This window comes from Sorangium sp. KYC3313, from assembly GCF_052075895.1.
GTDB classification, from domain to species: Bacteria; Myxococcota_A; Polyangia; order Polyangiales; family Polyangiaceae; genus Sorangium; species Sorangium cellulosum_B.
Genome location: NZ_CP197255.1, coordinates 7898694 through 7915507 on the forward strand (window position 1 = coordinate 7898694; position 16814 = coordinate 7915507).

14 protein-coding genes and 1 pseudogene are annotated in these 16814 nt (G+C 70.2%); 5 read left to right on the plus strand and 10 right to left on the minus strand.

Annotated features, from left to right (window positions below):
• Positions 1–58 precede the first annotated feature (58 nt).
• The 3 genes from ACSRUE_RS30435 to ACSRUE_RS30445 form a co-directional block, all read right to left on the minus strand.
• Positions 59–991, minus strand: a complete 933-nt coding sequence (locus tag ACSRUE_RS30435) for an AraC family transcriptional regulator (RefSeq protein WP_441286636.1) — start codon at positions 989–991, stop codon at positions 59–61.
• Between the two features lie 342 nt (positions 992–1333).
• The gene (locus ACSRUE_RS30440; RefSeq protein WP_441286637.1) at positions 1334–2545 is read right to left on the minus strand and encodes a hypothetical protein; all 1212 of its coding nucleotides are present in this window, start codon (positions 2543–2545) and stop codon (positions 1334–1336) included.
• A 575-nt stretch (positions 2546–3120) separates the two neighbouring features.
• Positions 3121–3474 (minus strand): hypothetical protein, encoded by a 354-nt coding sequence (locus ACSRUE_RS30445; protein ID WP_441286638.1) that lies wholly within the window; start codon positions 3472–3474, stop codon positions 3121–3123.
• A gap of 201 nt (positions 3475–3675) precedes the next feature.
• On the opposite strand from ACSRUE_RS30445, the gene ACSRUE_RS30450 reads away from it, so the two are divergent.
• On the plus strand, positions 3676–4173 hold the full coding sequence (locus tag ACSRUE_RS30450) for a hypothetical protein (protein ID WP_441286639.1): 498 nt from the start codon (positions 3676–3678) through the stop codon (positions 4171–4173).
• Positions 4174–4318: 145 nt separating this feature from the next.
• Positions 4319–4465 (plus strand): hypothetical protein, encoded by a 147-nt coding sequence (locus tag ACSRUE_RS30455; RefSeq protein ID WP_441286640.1) that lies wholly within the window; start codon positions 4319–4321, stop codon positions 4463–4465.
• Between the two features lie 63 nt (positions 4466–4528).
• On the opposite strand, the gene ACSRUE_RS30460 is transcribed toward ACSRUE_RS30455, so the two are convergent.
• Both ACSRUE_RS30460 and ACSRUE_RS30465 read right to left on the minus strand, forming a co-directional pair.
• On the minus strand, positions 4529–5401 hold the full coding sequence (locus ACSRUE_RS30460; protein WP_441286641.1) for a hypothetical protein: 873 nt from the start codon (positions 5399–5401) through the stop codon (positions 4529–4531).
• Positions 5402–5780: 379 nt separating this feature from the next.
• Positions 5781–6569, minus strand: a complete 789-nt coding sequence (locus ACSRUE_RS30465) for a hypothetical protein (RefSeq protein WP_441286642.1) — start codon at positions 6567–6569, stop codon at positions 5781–5783.
• Positions 6570–6879: 310 nt separating this feature from the next.
• Between ACSRUE_RS30465 and ACSRUE_RS30470 the strand changes: the two genes are divergently transcribed.
• Positions 6880–8991: a DUF4365 domain-containing protein gene (locus ACSRUE_RS30470; RefSeq protein ID WP_441286643.1), complete on the plus strand. Its 2112-nt coding sequence runs from the start codon at positions 6880–6882 to the stop codon at positions 8989–8991.
• Complete coding sequence (locus ACSRUE_RS30475; protein WP_441286644.1) at positions 8988–9908, plus strand: nucleotidyl transferase AbiEii/AbiGii toxin family protein; 921 nt, start codon at positions 8988–8990, stop codon at positions 9906–9908. The genes ACSRUE_RS30470 and ACSRUE_RS30475 overlap by 4 nt, the downstream gene beginning before the upstream one ends.
• Before the next feature lie 53 nt (positions 9909–9961).
• On the opposite strand, the gene ACSRUE_RS30480 is transcribed toward ACSRUE_RS30475, so the two are convergent.
• From ACSRUE_RS30480 to ACSRUE_RS30500, 5 genes and pseudogenes are all read right to left on the minus strand, one after another.
• A complete protein-coding gene (locus tag ACSRUE_RS30480) occupies positions 9962–11839 on the minus strand; it encodes a serine/threonine protein kinase (RefSeq protein ID WP_441286645.1) in 1878 nt (625 codons plus the stop codon).
• Positions 11840–11972: 133 nt separating this feature from the next.
• Complete coding sequence (locus ACSRUE_RS30485) at positions 11973–13784, minus strand: tetratricopeptide repeat protein (RefSeq protein WP_441286646.1); 1812 nt, start codon at positions 13782–13784, stop codon at positions 11973–11975.
• Positions 13785–13957: 173 nt separating this feature from the next.
• Positions 13958–14275, minus strand: a complete 318-nt coding sequence (locus tag ACSRUE_RS30490) for a Rieske (2Fe-2S) protein (protein WP_441286647.1) — start codon at positions 14273–14275, stop codon at positions 13958–13960.
• 50 nt (positions 14276–14325) lie between these two features.
• Positions 14326–14541: pseudogene (locus ACSRUE_RS30495) on the minus strand (hypothetical protein); the annotation flags it as partial.
• 31 nt (positions 14542–14572) lie between these two features.
• Complete coding sequence (locus tag ACSRUE_RS30500) at positions 14573–14854, minus strand: molybdopterin oxidoreductase (protein WP_441286648.1); 282 nt, start codon at positions 14852–14854, stop codon at positions 14573–14575.
• A gap of 220 nt (positions 14855–15074) precedes the next feature.
• Between ACSRUE_RS30500 and ACSRUE_RS30505 the strand changes: the two genes are divergently transcribed.
• Positions 15075–16643, plus strand: a complete 1569-nt coding sequence (locus ACSRUE_RS30505) for a GMC family oxidoreductase (protein WP_441286649.1) — start codon at positions 15075–15077, stop codon at positions 16641–16643.
• Positions 16644–16814 lie beyond the last annotated feature (171 nt).

Here is a 16814-nt window from a genome sequence, read left to right on the forward strand (position 1 = left end):
CGGGAGCGCCGGCCTCGCATCTCCGGGGCTGCGGATGAGCTCTCGTGGATTGCCGCGGTCAGCGGCGCGGCCGCACCTTGAACCAGAGCTCGAGGTCCACGCGGCCGTCCTTCGGCTCGTCCGTGACGTAGCGCTCGTGGGAGGTGAAGTCGTCGGGCGCGAGGCTGCTCTCCCTGAACCAGCACGAATAGATGCTGCGATACGCCTCCGGGATCCCGGACACCTCGCCGGCATAGCGGAAGACGGCGTAGCGGCCCTCGCTCATCCGGCCGCGGAAGAGCGGTGGCGGCAGCGGGACGGCCTCCGGACAGGGCACGCAGGCGTGGTATCGGCACAGCTCGGGGGCCGTGATCTGCGGGCTGTCGTGCGGCACACCCCAGGCATCCACGGCGTCTTCGCAGATCCCGAGCTGCCGGGCGGCGGCGATGAGGTCCGACCAGACGCGCTCGAGGGCCGAGACGTCGTACCCGCCCGGGCTGGCGAGGCATGCGAAGTCGAGCCCGCTCGTGGTCTCGAAGCGGACCCGCGCGCTCCACGCCGCCGCCTCGCGGCGCCGCTCGTCGACCCCGCGCTCGGGCGGGAGCGTGTAGAGATCTTCCGGCCGAAAGTCCTTCCCGTAGAGCGACGTCAGCTTCCCGATCGCGACGGGGAGGCCGCGCTCCGGGCTCCGCACCTGCGACGGGCTGCAGCCGAAGTGCGCCGCGAACGCCTTCGAGAAGTTCGACGCGGACGAGTACCCGGACGAGAGCGCCACATCCATGATGCTGCGGTCCGGCTCGTACGCGAGCCGCAGCGCCGACTGCTCGAGCCGCCTCCGGGTGATGAACCGCCCGATCGGCTCGCCGACCGCCGCGTGGAAGACCCGGTGGAAATGGAACTCGCTGAGGCGCGCCGCGCGCGCGACGTCCGCGACCGTGATGGGCCTCTCGAGGTTCGCGGCGATGAAGCGGAGCGCGCGCTCGATCTCGGACCGGTGGGCGGACTCCGTCACGACGACCTCCGCGGGGCGGCGATCGCGACTGCGAGCGACGTGCCCGGAGCGCGCGGGCCTTCGAATCGCATGCCCGCATTCTAGAACGGCCCCGGCCGGAGAGGCACCGTCCGGTGCCCCGAGGTCAGCCCAGCCGCGTGGCAAGGACCGCCTCCGGCGCCTGGAGGTCGGCGCCACGCACGCCACGGCAAGCCCCTGCTCGGCCTCGGCCTCAGCCATCGACGGCGCGCTACGAGCGATCCACTCGGATCGACGCTCGCACGACGCCCATGCGCCCTTCATCACGATGGTCGCCCGCCACGCCGGCCCACCGCTTCCATCGGCTGCCCGGGGCGGCGGACCTCAGTTGGTTCTCATGTGCTCGAGGTTCAGCGCCTTCAGCAGCGCGATCGCCTGCGGCATCTCGGCCGGCAAGGTGATCGCTTCATCAAGGAATCTACCGATTTCCTCGTCGGAGATGGACGTGCTCTTCGAGGCGTCGAGCCTTGCGCTGCTGCCCTCGTGCTTGCCGGTGTTGTACAGCGGGTAGAGCCCGCCGTGGACCGGCTCCCCGTGGGTCGAGAAGAGGTCCTCGAAGCGCAGGCGTCCAGCCGAGACGAGCTCTAGAGCATCAAGGCCGGAGAGGTACACAGGCAGGGCGTGCGCCGGCTCAATGACGAGCAGGTGGGTGACGAGGAACAGGAGGAACGCGTCGAGCCCCACGTGGTCGAAAGCACCCTCCGCGTGGCTCCGGTGGATCGTAAGGCGGAAGTCGCCGCCAGCGAAACGGCTTTTGATCTCCGCCACCCGGTTTGAGACGGTGGTCTCGTCGCGCAGGAGCTCGTCGGGGCGCTCGTAGATCTCTAGCATCAGGGCCGCGAGCTTGGCCTCCGCCTCGCTCCCGGGCGGCGCGAAGGACTTCAAGCTCAAGACGATGTCCTGGTAACTCGGATCGGCCGGCGTGCCGGACTTCGCGAGGTGGATCCGGGTGGTGCCGCCGGCGACGTACTGAATGAAGAACTCGTACCTGCCGCAGCGCACCGTCGCCCACTCCTCGCTGACAGTTTTACGCTCGCTTGGCTCTTGCCGGTTCAACTGCTTGTGCTCTTCCCGGTTGATGCAATTGCAGGCGAGCGCCGCCATCCAGTCGTCACGCGTGCGGATGATGATGTCCTCCCGGAATCGCCGCCCCGAGTTGCTGGAGGAGTCGCTGAGCCGTTTGCGCTGCTCATCGTAGCTCGCGACGATGTCGGGCAGGCGCTTGCGGAATGTCGTCAGCGCAGCGGAGCGCTCACGGCGTCGCTCGCTCTGGAGCATGAGCTGGAATCGAACGATCGGGGAGGCTCCCAGCAGCTCCGAAAGCAGCTCCGAATCGAGCGTCTCGGCCTGGTGGATGAGCCATTCGCGCTCCCGATCCGGCGGGGAGCGCGCAGACCGCGGCGTCGCCAACGGTGGGGCGGGCAGCGGCGGGAGCGGGGACTGCGGGTGGGGGCCGGGGCCGGGGGGGCCGGAGCTGGGGATGACGACGATGTCGCCTTTGATCTCGGCGGGGGGTGACGTCGAATGGAACGCCAATGTTGGCGTGCTACTCTGCGTTGTCCGGCGCCTTTTCCGGGGCGGCTCCGGGACGCGCTGCTCCCGGGGCGGCTCCGGGACGCGCTGCTGCCGGGGCGGCTTTGGGACCGGGGGCCTGATCACGAGGCGCTCCCTCGACAGCGTCCCGTGGGGAACGGAATTAATGATCGAGGTCGTTTCTCCTGGCTTGCCGCCCTGGGAGTTCCCCCGAACGAAGAACTTCATCCCTCCGCCGATCGCCATCGAGCAGTAGCCCGTCGCTCCGAGCGGGGTGCTCGAGAAATTGCTGCCCGGGGAAGGGCGACCGGACCTCGTGGTCGTGGTCGAATGAGGGGCCCCCTCCGGGGGTCGCAGATCGGAGCCGCCCGGGACCTCGGGCATCCCGCTGCCGAGGATCGGGGGGGGCAGCAGCGGCGGAAGCGCCGTGCGGCAGCTCGCGCAGGTTGCCGTGGGCCCCGCATGCGCCGCGCAGTACGCCGTCGTATGACCGCAGCTGCAGGTGAGCCGCACAGACGAACGATCGGCACATCCGCCTTGTTGGCAGTACATGGGATGGGCCCTCCGGAGGGTGCACGCTACGGCGAAACGGGCGCCGTAGCGCGGCGAACTTCCCTCCACTCCTGCTCCGTCAACCGGTGGACGAGCGCCTCGACGCGGAGATCCGGCGGCAGGTCGTCGTCCTCGAGGAGCCGCAGCACCGCCGGATGTTCGTCGAAGCGCGGGCCGACATCGAACATCAGCTCGACGAAGCTGGCGATGGACGACATCCAGGTGAGCCCATGGCCGCGCGCCCGCTCCACACCGGAACGGACGTGCGCGAGGATCTCGCCCTCCGAAAGCGGAGCCGTCGCGTCCGGGTAGCGCCGGCGCACCTCCTCCACAACGAGGTTGCAGAACCGGCTCTCGACGTCGGTTCGGAGGATCTCCATCTGACGCCTGGAAATGACGAGCATCGATCTCCAGGCTAGCCCCGTATGCTCGCGGCTGTCAAAGAGACCTGGAGGAGCGGTTCCCCAGAGGCCGGCTGAAGAACGTGCGGGAGCGGCTTCGCACGGTCGCCCTGGCGCGCCTCGCCGCTCCGGAGCAGGGCGCGCCGGAGCGGGCGCCACCGCCCTCCGAGCCCTCCCAGGGTGGACGAGCCGCCGCCGCCGGCGCTCCTCGATCCGTGGCAGACCCGGGCGCTCGCCTGCGTGCCCGGCGCCTACACAGAGTGCCTGGGCGACCGGAGCACCTGCATGCCCTCGCCGGAGCAGCCCGGAGGATTCCTGACGTGCATCTTCCACGAGGGCGACGTGACGTGCGAGGAGCCCTACCTGGTCAAGCACGTCTTCTACGGCGGCGCCGAGGACACGCGCGGCTGCTCCGAGTGCGGCTGCGGGGAGCCGGAGGGCGCGTCGTGCACCATCATGGCCTCTGTCTACAGCGACGGCGCATGCGGGGAGGCGCTCGCGTCGATCGTCGTGAGCTCGACGACGCCGTTCTGCGGGGTCACACCGCCCGGCGTCGCCCTCGGCAGCAAGTCGGCGGAGGTCGTGGCCGTGGACCCCGGCGGCTGCGCCCCGAGCGGCGGCGAGCCGATCGGCGAGCTGCTGCCGGCCGAGCCGTCGACCTTCTGCTGCCAGGCATAAGGCCCGCGAGAAGAACAGGCGATCATCGCCTCGCGCTCGGCAACAGTTCCACCCGATTCTCCAGCTTGGCATCACAGGCGGATTACGGTTCAGGGACATAAGGATCTTCGAGCGAAGCATCGATGGGCTCCTGTCGATATCGGAGATGAACGCTTGGACCAGCGTTCCCGGACATGGAACCCTCTGGGCGGCCCACGTCGAATCGCGCCTCGGGATCGTCGTCGATCTGGAGCCCGACAAGGGAGACAAGGGAGAAGAGCGCGACCGGATCCGTGGGTACGGGCAGCTCTGATCGGCCGCGCCAGGGACGCCGCTCGCCTCGTCGCTCTCGCTCAGGCGGGTTGCGGAGCGATGCTCAGGGCGTCTCGCCCTCGCCCTCTCCGCCTCGCTTCGCGTCGTCCGCGATGGCCTCCGGCTCCTCCTTCAGCGCCTCCTCGACGGCTTGGGCCGAGGCGGCCCGCGAGAGCAGGCGCGGCGTGACCGACTCGAAATCGTCGCCGTGGAAGTAGTAACCCACCTTCCGGAGCGCCGGGTGCCGCCGCAGGAGCAGCGTCCACAGCCGATCTCTCGCGTCCTCGGCCGCGGTCTTTTCCTTCTTCTTGACCTCCACCCGGGCTCCGGCCGGGGTCAGGTTCTCGAGCAGCCACTCGCTCGTCCGCCGGAGCTTCTCGATCTCCTCCCTCGTGAACGGGTGGAGCCCCTTGAGCTCGGCCGCGTGCTGCGTGAACAGCGCCGCGAGCTCCATGCCGTCCCGCGCCATATCGTACTTCCCCGAGCCGGCCCGGATCTGCGCGACACGCTCCCTGTCGAGGAGGCCACGCCGGGCGAAGAGCTCCGCCTGGGTCAGGAGATCCTCGCGCGGCCCGCCGATCTCCTTCAGCGCCTTCTCGATCTCCTTCGGGCCCGCCGCCCGGGGCAGCGCCTCGCGCGCGGCGAACAGGAGCGCCCGCGCGAGGTCCGGCAGCTCCAGGAGCTCGTCGACCGCGATCCTGGGCAGGTGCTCGCGCACGGCTTTCACCTGCTCCCTCGTGCCGAGCACCGCCGCGACGCCGCGCTTCACGTTGACCAGCGCGAGGCGCGGATCGGCGCGGCACGCCTGCACCTCCCCGGGCGGGAGCCCCGCCCCGATCGGCTGGTAGTGCCTGTACAGGGCCTGGTAGCTCCGGGCCCCCTCCTCTCCCCTGGTCTTCGCCGGGGATTTCTCAGGTTGAACTCTGGGTTTCGCCATGGTCGCCGAAGCTACCAGGCTCAGCCAAGACCCTGGAAGCCCTCCGGCGCTGGACCTCGAGGCACGAAATCAGGCACCCCTGCCTGCGCGGGAAGGCATGCGACCGCTGCCGGAGGCAAATTTGTATCCCAGACCACGCCATGCCCCTCCTCTCGCAGCCCATCGTGGGTGCCAGCTCACACCAGAGGCCGGCAGAACAGCCTGATCTCCCTGATTTTTTGCTTCCGGCCGCGCTCCCGGACCCACGTCTGTCTGCTTTCTTACTCCTGGATGCTGCCTTGCAGGCCCTGGTTCACGGCGCCCGGCCTCCTGGCGCCCCTGCGGAGACGATGGATCCGCCCTGGTGCCTCCGCGCACCCCGGCGCGCGACGTGGTCTTGCTAGGCGCGCGCCGCCGGCCGGAAGCGGGCGAGCACGGAAAGGGGCACCTCGGGCAGCGGAGGAGGCACGGGCTCGCCGAGCGCCAGGAGATTCAGCGTCTCCTCGGTGAAGTGCCCCGTGAACTGGCGCCGCCGCGCGGCCAGCCACGCTGCGACGGAGGCGGCGCTCTCTTCACGCGCCGCCTGGATGTCGGCGATCTCGTCGGCGTCGATCGGCGCCGTGGCGATGAAATCCTGGACCGTCTTGAGGACCTCGTGGAACCGCGCGAGCTCGGTCTGGATGCCCTCGTCGACGAGCGCGGCCCACGTGGCCTGATAGGCGGGTACCGGCGCCTCGGCGAGGTGCTCGATGCACCGGACGCACGCCTTGGCGCGCCACGTCCGGCTCGGGCGCTCGACGGGCGCGCCGAGGTAGTCCTCGAGCTCCTCGCGGTCGTCGGCGTCGGCCACCCTCGCGGCGGCCGAGAGCGCCCGCGGCTGCCACCGGCTCGCGAACCGGTCGAGCTCGGACACGAGCTCGGGCAGGTCGGGGTCGCGCAGGGGCCGCAAGGCGCGCCATCGACGCCACTCGCCGAACGAGCGCTCTCCCCTCACGACGCTCGCGCAGTGAACGCCTTGGGTGTGAATCTCCGGCGTGTAGTCCGCGAGGAGCGCGCGCGTCTGGATCTCCGGAAGACGCACGACGTAAAGGAACGCGCAGAGGCGCGTGAGCTGCTCGCGCGCCGACAGGCTGAGCGCGGGCAATTCGAGGTCGCAAAGCGGGGTGCTCGGCGCGGGCAAAGAGGGCATGTCCCGAGAAAGATACACAGGACGTTCCGCTCCGCAAAGCCGGGTACGTGCTCGCCCCGGCGACCCCTCCGCGCTTCGGGCGCCCCCTCGTTGCCTCCTGGTTCCCCCTGTCGAGCACGTCGATCGGCGACGCGTCGCCGGACGCCGATCGAGCTGGCTCGGCATCGACAGGACCGCTCCCGGCATGCGAGCGCCGCCGCCAGCGATCGCCGGATGCCCTGGACAACGGGTCCGCGGCGCGTCCGGTCGAGCGCTCGGCCTGTCAAGCCCGAGCACGCACCATCACGCGATGGTAACATCCGCCGGAGCCATGGATCCCAAGGGAACCAGCAGGAGGACGGGGCCGCTGTTCAGCCCCGAGATGCGCACCTCGCAGCGGGCCGTCTTCCAGCTCGCGGATCGTCTCACGGAAGCAGGGTGGAAGGTGGACTCGTCCTCGATCTACCCCGATACGGGCGAGGATGTTCGGGTCGAGATCTTCGAAACCGGAGGCGCGTGCACCGGGCTCTCGCTCGACCTCCAGGTGAAGGGACACAAGAGCATAGAACGGTTCCACGTGGAGAGCGATCCCGCTCACCTGCACTATCCCCTCGACGTCAAGCACCTCGTTGGCTGGGAGAAAAAGACAAGACCCGTCGCGATCATCGTCTGGGATATCCGTGAGCGGTGCGGGTACTGGGCTCTCGCCAGAGACGCCTGCGAGCTGCTAGACAAAGACAAACGGAGCCGCGGATGGCGCGGGCAGCAGGAGGCGACGCTCCTCATCCCCAGAGCGAATGTCACCGACGACGAGGGGCTCACCAGACTGCGAGCGGCAGTCGCGCGGGATGAGCTCCCCAAGCTAGTCCGACCAGACGAAGAGGTCGCCTTCGAGCTGTCGCTTCAGCTAGACGATAGCCCGGAGGGACGCGCCAAGGTAGACGAGCTCACCAGGTTCTGGGAAGGTGGCGGAGCGGTGGCGATCGAGAGCCGATTCATCTCCGACCTGGACATGCGCCACGACGGTCTCCGCGCGGCCTTCGGTGAAGACTACTGGAAGCGCTCCACCGAGGTCCAGCTCTTCTCGGTTCCTGGGCGTGAATTCGCGCCAGTTCGAGTCGAAGCCGAGTCACCGGCGGGGACTGCGCAGCTTCCGTACATCGAGCTGCGGCTCGTGCGCTCCGGCCATCGATACCGGACCTTGAGCAACGAGCACCAGCGCGCAGCGGTCACCTTGACGCTCACGATGAGTGACGAGGACGCGCAGCACGCCGAGGTGAGCCTCGAGCTCGCGCTGAACGGAAGGGACGTCGTCGAGGCCACGGCTGCGGTGTGGTTCGTCCTCGTGGCGACGGAGCCCGGCGGCAATCTGCGACTCGAGCGGCTCGACAAGAAGACGGATGCGTGCCTCGTGCCGTTCCGTGTATCCGTGCCGGAAGAAGAACGCTCCGCGCTGCGACGGGTGCACGAGCTCCTGGAGAGGCTTTGCTGGCTTCAAGGACGTGTACGGAGGCACGGTAATTTCAAATTCATATTCCCCCCGCCCAAGCAACAACTCGAAAGGGCGCGCAAGCTGCTCCGGGTCGTGGCCGGCGGCGAGCATGAGATTGAGATGATGTACACCGCGAACATTCGCGCCAAGGGAGCAAGAACACTCGTGATCGATGCGGCCGAGGGCCCGGCCACCTTCGTCGTTGATGGCAAGATCGATAACGAGGACACCATCGAGATCTTCGGAGTTCGTGTGCCTATCGGGCCCGTACGGTGTGTGATCGCGGACGTACCGCGCTTCGTGGAGGCATACAACAGCGCCCTGCAGCAAGCGCTGGCGTCGCAGCAAGCCACGTTTCAGGTGAAGATCCTGTGCCGCGGGCGCTACCTCCACTGGATCCCTGAGGGGAGCGTCGAGGATCGCCTCGACGCCCTGGCGAAGGAGCAATCAGGGTACTTCACGGCGGATCAAGCAGGGTCGGTCGGCTGTTTCGCCGACTACCTGGACTACCTCGAACAGCGCCAGAAGGTGCAGACGGTAGCGGAGGGCGTGTACCGCATGGTCAACTTCCCACCGGTCTCCGACGTGGAAGATCTGGTCGTCGTCTGGCTCCAGAGCGGTAAAACAGCTGTCTTTTCCCACCACACCGCGCTCGTACTCCACGCGCTCTCCGATATCCTCCCCCCACGCATTCACGCGACGGTTCCGCCGGACTGGACGCCAGCGGCGTCGTTGCCGGATCACGTCGTCCTGCACCGCGCGACGCTGGCCGAGTCGGACGTCTCCTGGCACGACGTCGTGCCTGTCACGACACCCATCCGCACCCTCCGGGACTGCACGGACGCTGGGCTCGATCCCGACCTCCTGGACCAGGCGTACCGCGAGGGGATCGAGCGAGGCATGTTCTCCGCCGACGAGCTGCCCCCGAGCACGACGTTCGCCGCAGAATGAAGACGCGAGGCTATCGAACCGCCGAGCAGTTCCGGCAGGCGCTCGAGCAGCGGATCCGCACGGAGGCGCAGCGCGCGGGCATGCTCGTCGTGCGCGTCCGTCAAATACTGGTCTTCGAGCGGTTCACAGCGCGGCTGGTGTCGGCCTTCGGATCGCGCGTGGTGCTCAAAGGAGGCTTCGCGCTGGAGCTGCGCCTCCGTGGGGCGCGAGCGACGCGCGACGTGGATCTGCGCATCTCAGGAGATCCCAGCGCGCTGCTCGCCGAGCTGCAGGCCGCAGGTCGGATAGACCTCGGCGATTTCATGACATTCGAGATCCGGCGTGATTCGCAGCACGCGGTGATCGCAACGACGAGCCCTTACCAGGGGTACCGCTTTCGGAGCGAGGCACGGCTGGCTGGAAAGGTCTACGGCGAGCCCTTTCACGTGGACGTCGTCTCCGGCGGGCTCATGCCAAGACCTCCTGACCGCATCGCCGCGGGGGAGTTCTTCGGTTTCGCAGGGATACCTCCGTTCGAGGTCGCCGTCTATGCGCGAGAGGTGCACATCGCTGAGAAGCTGCACGCGTACACGTATCCGTACCCAGTGACCAATTCCCGGGTCCGCGATCTGCCCGATCTTGGGCTGCTCGCGCGGAGTGGCCCGTACGATGCGGTGGCGCTTCATGACACGATCGCCGCCGTCTTCGCTCATCGTGCGACCCACCCGATGCCGCTGGCGCTGCCGAGGCCGCCGACTGCGTGGGACGCTGTCTACGCGAATCTCGCTCAAGAGAGCACGCTTCCGTGGCCAACCCTCGACGTGCTTTTCCAGGCGGTCGAGAAGTTCTTGCAGCCGGTGCTGGCGGGCAGGGCCGGCGTGTGGAGCGCTGAAACCTGGGACTGGATTCCGGCAGAGGTCGATCCGGCTCCTCGTTGACCTGCAGCTTCTCCATCGACGCGTCGCCGAGAGTCGCTGGCGCGACAGCGTCGTCAGCGGCGCACCAGCGCCTCGCTCCCCGCCAGCGCGCCGCCCAGGGTCCCCCATCGCCCCGCGAGCTGCCGGCCCGCGATCGCATAGCTGACCACGCCGACCTGCTGGCTCGGCGACCAGCCCACGACGAGCTGATCGCCCGAGCGGATGCCAACCCCCTTCAGCGCGCCGGTGCTCAGCGCCCACGTGACGGCGTACGTCTCGCCCGTGGGCACGATGACGACCGTGCCCTTGCGAGCGCCGTCGATGATCCGGTAGCTGCCGACCAGCCCTTCAGGGCCCTCCAGCTCCTCGGAGATCACCTGGCCGGGCCGGTCCGTGGCGATCCACTGCCCGCGGAGGCGGCCGCCGTCGATGCGGTAGGCGGCCGCGCCGTAGGGGCCGCCGCTCGCCCATCCCACGGCGAGCGTCTGCCCCTGCACGAACGCGATCCCCTCGTAGCCCGCGCCCTTCGTGATGATCCAGGCGATGCGGTACGTGTCGCCGCTCCGGGAGAGGAGGACGTTGCCCGAGTAGCTGCCCTGCCCGCCCGGGTTGCGCGACGATACGATGTCGTACGTGCCGGCGAGATCGGCCTCGCTGCTCGCCGCGGCGCTCGATGGCCTGGCCGTCGACGCCGGCGCCCCGCCCGCGGGCGCATCGCCCCCGCCGTGCAGCGGCGCCGGCGGCGCGCTGCCGACGGCGCGGTCCGCCGCGCGGAGCCGCTGGAAGGCCACGAAGCCGCCGACGATGAGCGCGGCGACGGCGATCAGCGCGCCGCCTGCGATCGCGAGCAGCAGGCCCCAGGGCGCCCTGCGCGGGGGCAGCGCCGGCACCGGGACGAGCGTGCCGCCGGCCATGCCGCCGACGTCGGTGCGGTAAACCCCCGGCTGGGTCGGCGCGGTGGTCGGCCCGGAAGGGCCGGAATAGACGAGGGGTGCGGGCATGGATGGCACGGCCGGCAGCGGCGCGGACCTGTGGGCGGCCGCGGCCAGCACGGGATCGAGCGCCGCCATGGCCTGCGCCGCGTCGGCGAAGCGAGCGCGGACGTCGCGGGCGAGGCACCGGGCGAACCAGGTGTCGAAGCCGGGGGGGATCAGGTGCGCGCACCCGAGCTGCGCGGCGCGGGCGGACGGCGGATCCAGCGGGCCGAACAGCACCTCGCGCATGAGCGACATGACCGAGGCGCTCTGCCCCCGGCTCGGCTCGACCCAGTAGACGCGCGCGGTGAGCAGGTAGAACGCGAGCAGCCCGAGCGCCCACACGTCCGACGCCGGGACGACCTGCGCGGCGAGCTCGGTCTGCTCGGGCGCCATCCAGAGCGGCGTCCCGACCGAGGCGGTGACCGACGTCGTCGCCCGCGCCTCGGCCACGATCTTCGCGACGCCGAAGTCGAGCACCTTCACCTTGAAGCGGACGTTCTGCTGCCGCGGCCGCGCGATGAAGATGTTCTCGGGCTTGAGATCGCGGTGGACGACGCCCGCGCGGTGCGCCGCGCCGAGCGCGTGGCACAGCTGCCCCATCAGCTCGCGCACCTCGTCGGGCGGCAGCGCGCCGCGCTGCGCCATCACGGCCGAAAGGTCGGCCCCGTCGAGCAGCTCCATCGCCAGCCAGGGCGTCTGCGTCGTGGGATCGACCCCCGCGGCGACGACCTCGACGACGTGATCGCTCTCGATCCGCGCCCCTACCCTCGCCTCCTGCTCGAAGCGCTCGCGGAAGCGCGGGTCCTGCGCGAGCTGCGCGTGCATCAGCTTCACCGCGCGCGGCTTGCCCGTCGAGAGCTGCTCGGCGACGAACACGGCGCCCATGCCCCCCTGGCTCAGGGGGCGGACGACGCGGAAATCGCCCCCGAGGACGGTGCCGGGGGCGAGCGGTGCGGCTGTCGTGGGGTCGACCATGGCGAACGGGAACCCTCCAGGCAACGTCGGGGGATGCGCGACGCGCTCCGGTAGCGTACCCAAAGACGCGCAATCCAGGGGCTCCGCAGAGCGCGCCGCGCGCCAGGGGCGGACCCCGGCGCGCGGGCAGCGGTCAGCGGCGCGGCGTCATGCCCGGCAGGTAGGCCTTCGTGGGCGCATCCTCGAGCGTCTCGATGCGCTCGGCCGTCACGATCCCGCTCTTCGGGTTCGCCGCGGAGCCTTGGCCTCGCCCTTGGAAAGTCACTCCATATGTGCCCGTGACCCTCACCATCGCTCCAGGGCTCGGCAGCGGGTTCGGGAGGTCTGCCCCCGTGAACTCGTCGGCGAGGCGGACGCTCTTCGCCTGGCCCTTCGGGGCCTTATCGATCGCCTCGATCATCGTATAGATCTGGGCGAAATTCGACGCCCATCCCATGACGTCGATGACCCGCGTCTTCTCGCCCTTCGCGTCGGCGATGGCGAACAAGGGAAGCGGCGACTTGCAATCGATCGGATCCGCCTTTCCCGTCCGGTGCACCGCGCACAGCGGCGCCTCCTCGAAATTGGTCCGGACGACGTATCCAACCACCGAAATGGGCTTGCTGGTCACCTCGTCGGAATGAACGCGGCTCCGGAGGTGATGCATGAGACCCCGGACCGTGTACGCGTCGCCGATCTTCACGGGCCCCGTCCATAACGCAGGGATCGCGGGGAGCGACGGCGCCGGCCCTGCGTACGCCGGCCGGGGTTGATAAGGCCCCGGAGGCTCGCCGCACGCCGAAGCGCCCGCGGCTGAGGCTCCGGCGCCCGCGGGCGCCGCGCTCTTCGAGGCCTGCGAGGCGCTCGGCGCGCCGCCGGACGCGGCGCTCGCGTCGCCGGCCGCCGGGACCGTACCCCCGAGCTTCTGAATGAGCGCCGCCGACGTCGCACAGTTGGTCTTGAAGGCTTTCGCGCCAGAGCCGAGGCAACGGCGCGCATAGAACGCGCGGAGGTTCGTCACGCTCTCCGAAACCCTCGGGGGCGCGAGCAGCGCGTAGGACGACCCCAGGCTGAAGAGGGTTACGTCCGCCTCGATGCCCTCGGGGGCGACGGCCTTCGCCGCCTCGAGCTCCGCGACCATCTCCGCCAGGTTTCCTCTGTCTTGATGCGCCGACGCGAGCATCGTGTGTGCCGCAAAGAGCGAGCTGTCGCCCGGCTTCGCCCGCCGGACAGCCTCGCGCAGCACCGCCTCCGCCTCCGCGAGTTGACCGAGGCGTTGATAAAGATCGGCCAAGGGGAGGTAATGGCGCAGCGCGTCCGGCTCCCGCCGGATCGCCTCGGTGTAGCGCTCGATCGCCCCGCGTTCGTCGTCGGTCCACAGGAGGACGTGTCCGATCCGCTCATGGCAGTCGGCGAGCCAGGGATCGATCTCGACGCACGTCAGGTAGGCCCTCTTCGCGTCCTCGAAGGAGCCGGCCTTGCGCTTCGCCAGGGCTTCTTGCGCATAGCCGAGCTCCACCCAGTAGGTCGCGAACCTGGGCGCGAGCGCCGTCGCGCGGCGCATCGTCGAGACGGCGTCGGCCCACCGGTCGCTCTTCTTGAGGGCCTTCGCCAGCTCGAAGAAAATACGGTGGTCGGTCGGGTCGAGCTTTGTGGCCTCCTCGTATTTGGCGATCGCGCCATTGATATCGACGGGCGCCATCCGGTCTGCCTCGCGCGCGAGGCGCTGCGCGGGGGTGAGCGGCCGGTCGCACGGGGTGGTGGACGCGCCGGGCGGATTGGCTGCGGACGCAGGGGGCCCCTGGGGTTGCCCCGGCGCGGCCGCGGAGGAGGTCGCGCCGGTCGCTGTTGCGGGTGGTGGAGGAGGTGCGCCGCACCCCGTCGCGGCCAGGGCGACGAGGAGGCAGCTCACGGCGTGCCCAAGGGTGCTGGGGGGGCTCCCCGGCTTGATACGCGTCTTCATCATGCTCTCCGCCTTTCTTACGCCCAGGGGCGCGCCTCCTGGAAGCCCCTGTTCGGACGTAGACGCGAACCACAAAAGCCCGCAGGCTGTGGAGTGAACGAGCCAGGCGTCGAAGCCCGGGGAGGAGCAGGGCGCCCGGCGGGGCCGCCAGCCCCAGCCCCCGGCGCGGGCGGCGCTCAGCCCCCGCCGCTCTCGATCCGCACCAGGATCTGGTTCGTCACGCTCAGACGGACGGGATAGGTCTTGAGCCCCTCCCCGCCGCTCAGGGCCTCTCCGGTCTCCAGGTCGAACTTCTGGGCGTGCAGCGGGCAGATGAGCGTGCAGCCGCCGAGCAGCCCGTCGACCAGCGGGCCGCCCCGGTGCGGGCAGCTCGCCTGCGTGGCGAACACGCGGCCATCCCGCGCGACGAACACCGCGATGCGCTCCGATCCGACCTCGAACGCGCGCCCCTCGCCCGGCGGGATCGCCGAGAGAGGGCCCAGGGTGATCTCCATCTCTCGCCCCCTCATGGCACGACCGGCAGGACCGATCGGAACTGGTTCGTCTTCTGGATGCCGACGCGCTCCACGAAGCCGTACGTCCGCTCCAGGTACCTGGCGTTCTCGCGGTAGTACTGGATGAAGCGGCCCATGAGCCGGAGCACGTCCTCGTGCGCGTCGACCACGCAGAGCACGTCGCCCTTGCGCACGTGGGCGCCGGCCGCGCCGCCCACGTAGATCTCCCACTTGCCACCCTCCACCGCGACGGCCCCGACGTCCTTTCAACACGAGCTTTCGCTTCTTCTGCATGGCTCAGATCTCCGCCAGGCCGAGGTCGATCGTCGCGAGCCCGCGCGCGCCTTCGGGCGCGCCCACGCACAGCTCGATCACGCTCTCCGGGTGGATGTCCTCCACGATCACGAGGGGCACGTGGATCGCCCCCTTGGCGCCGATCGGGAAATAGCGCATCGGATGGCCGTCGCGCTTGAGGAGCAGGTAGATGAGCTCGGACGTGGAGTTGCCCGCGCGCAGGTAGATGAGCTGAGCGCGCTTGTCCCGCGGGACGGTGTACCCGACCGCCGGACGAAGGGGCACCGGCTGCTCCAGGCCCTGCCCCTCGAACGAGTAGACACCCTGTATGAACCTCGGTGTTTCCAATGTGGCCTCCCGGGCGGAACATCGGCCCCTCGGACGGGCGAGCGCGCCGTACGCCGCCCGGCGCGCCGCGCTGGCGCCGCATGAAGGTCATACAGCGAGGACAGTTTCGAGGGTTCGTTGCCCGGCGGCGCGATCCCGTGTAGGTCGAATTTCCAAGGTGTTTCGATCGTCACCGTCCTCTTCACCCCGCCCGGCCGGCGCCGCGGAGCTCGTCGTCGTCGGGGCCGGCTCGGCGGGCGCCGTGATCGCGGCGCGCGTCACGGAGCGCGCGGATCGCGAGGTCCTGCTGCTCGAGGCGGGCCCGGACTACCCGGACCCGGAGGGCCTGCCTGCCGATCTGCGGGACGGCACCCGCAACTCGTGGCTCGCGCACGACTGGGGCTATCGCCACCGGCCGACGCCCGGGCAGATCATGTTCCTCTTCCCGCGCGGCAAGGTGGTCGGCGGCTCGTCGGCCGTGAACACGTGCATCGCGATCCGCGGCCAGCCTTACGACTACGACGAGTGGGCGGCGCTCGGCCTGCCCGAGTGGAGCTTCGACGCCTGCCTGCCCTATTTCAAGCGCCTCGAGGACGATCTCGACTTCGGCGAGCCCTGGCACGGCAAGGGCGGCCCGGTGCCGATCCGCCGCGCCCGGCGCGAGGAGCTCGTGCCGTGGCAGGCGGCGTTCGTCGACGGGTGCAGGGCGCTCGGTTACCCCGAGTGCGCGGACACCAACGATCCGCGCGCGCCCGGCGGCGTCGGGCCGCACGCGATGAACAAGATCGACGGACAGCGCATGAGCGCGGCGCGCTGCTACCTGACCGCCGAGGTGCGCCGGCGCGAGAACCTGCGGCTCCGGCCGCGCACGACGGTGCGGCGGGTGCTCGTGCGGAACCGCCGGGTCGAGGGGGTCGAGATCGAGACAGACGGGCGCGTCGAGGTCGTCGCGACGCGGAAGGTGGTGCTGAGCGCCGGCGCGATCGCGACGCCGGGGATCCTCCTGCGCAGCGGGATCGGGCCGCGGGCCGAGCTCGCGCGCCTCGGGGTCGCGCTCGTGTCTGACGTGCCCGCCGTGGGGGCGCGGCTGCTCGACCATCCGGGGGCCGCCATCGGCCTGTGGCCGCGCCGCCGCGGCCTGATCGACGTCCTGCGCCAGCCGCTCGTCCAGACGATGCTCCGCACCACGTCGCGCGGGAGCCAGTACCCGAACGACGTGATGCTCCAGCCGGGCTCGTTCTTCCCGCTGCACCCGCGCCTCACGGTGCCGGCGTTCGCGATCGCGTGCTGCATCGGCAAGCCGCGCGGCGTCGGCCGCATCGAGCACGTGAGCGCCGACCCGCACGCGCGGCCCCGCATCGCCTCGAACATGCTCGTCGACCGCGACGACCTGTCGCGCGCGGTCGACGCGCTGGAGCTCGCGTACGAGATCGCCCGCACCGCGCCGATGCGCGAGCTCGGCTGGTTCGTCTGGCCGATGGAGCGCACGCTGAGGCGGCGCGAGGCGCTGGAGCGGTGGATCTACAGGAGCTGCGGCTCGGGCTACCACCCGTGCGGGACGGCCCCGATGGGGCCCGAGGGGGACCTCTCGGCGGCGGTCGACGGGCGCGGGCGGGTCCGCGGCGTCGAGGGCCTTGTCGTCGCGGACGCGAGCATCATGCCGACCATCCCGAGCGTGAACACGAACCTGACAGCGCTGATGATCGGCGAGCGGTTCGGCGAGTGGCTCCGCGACGGCGCGGTGTAGCCACCGCTCCGGCGCGAGAGACCCCCTCGCCGGCCGCGGGAGCCCAGATCTGAGCTCGCTCGCTACGTCGTGGGGCCCAGGAGTCGCAGGGCACCGAGCCCGACCGCTGTCAACAGCGTGGCCTCGATCAGCTTGAACGCCGCGATCAAGCGGAGCACGAGGCGGCCTCCA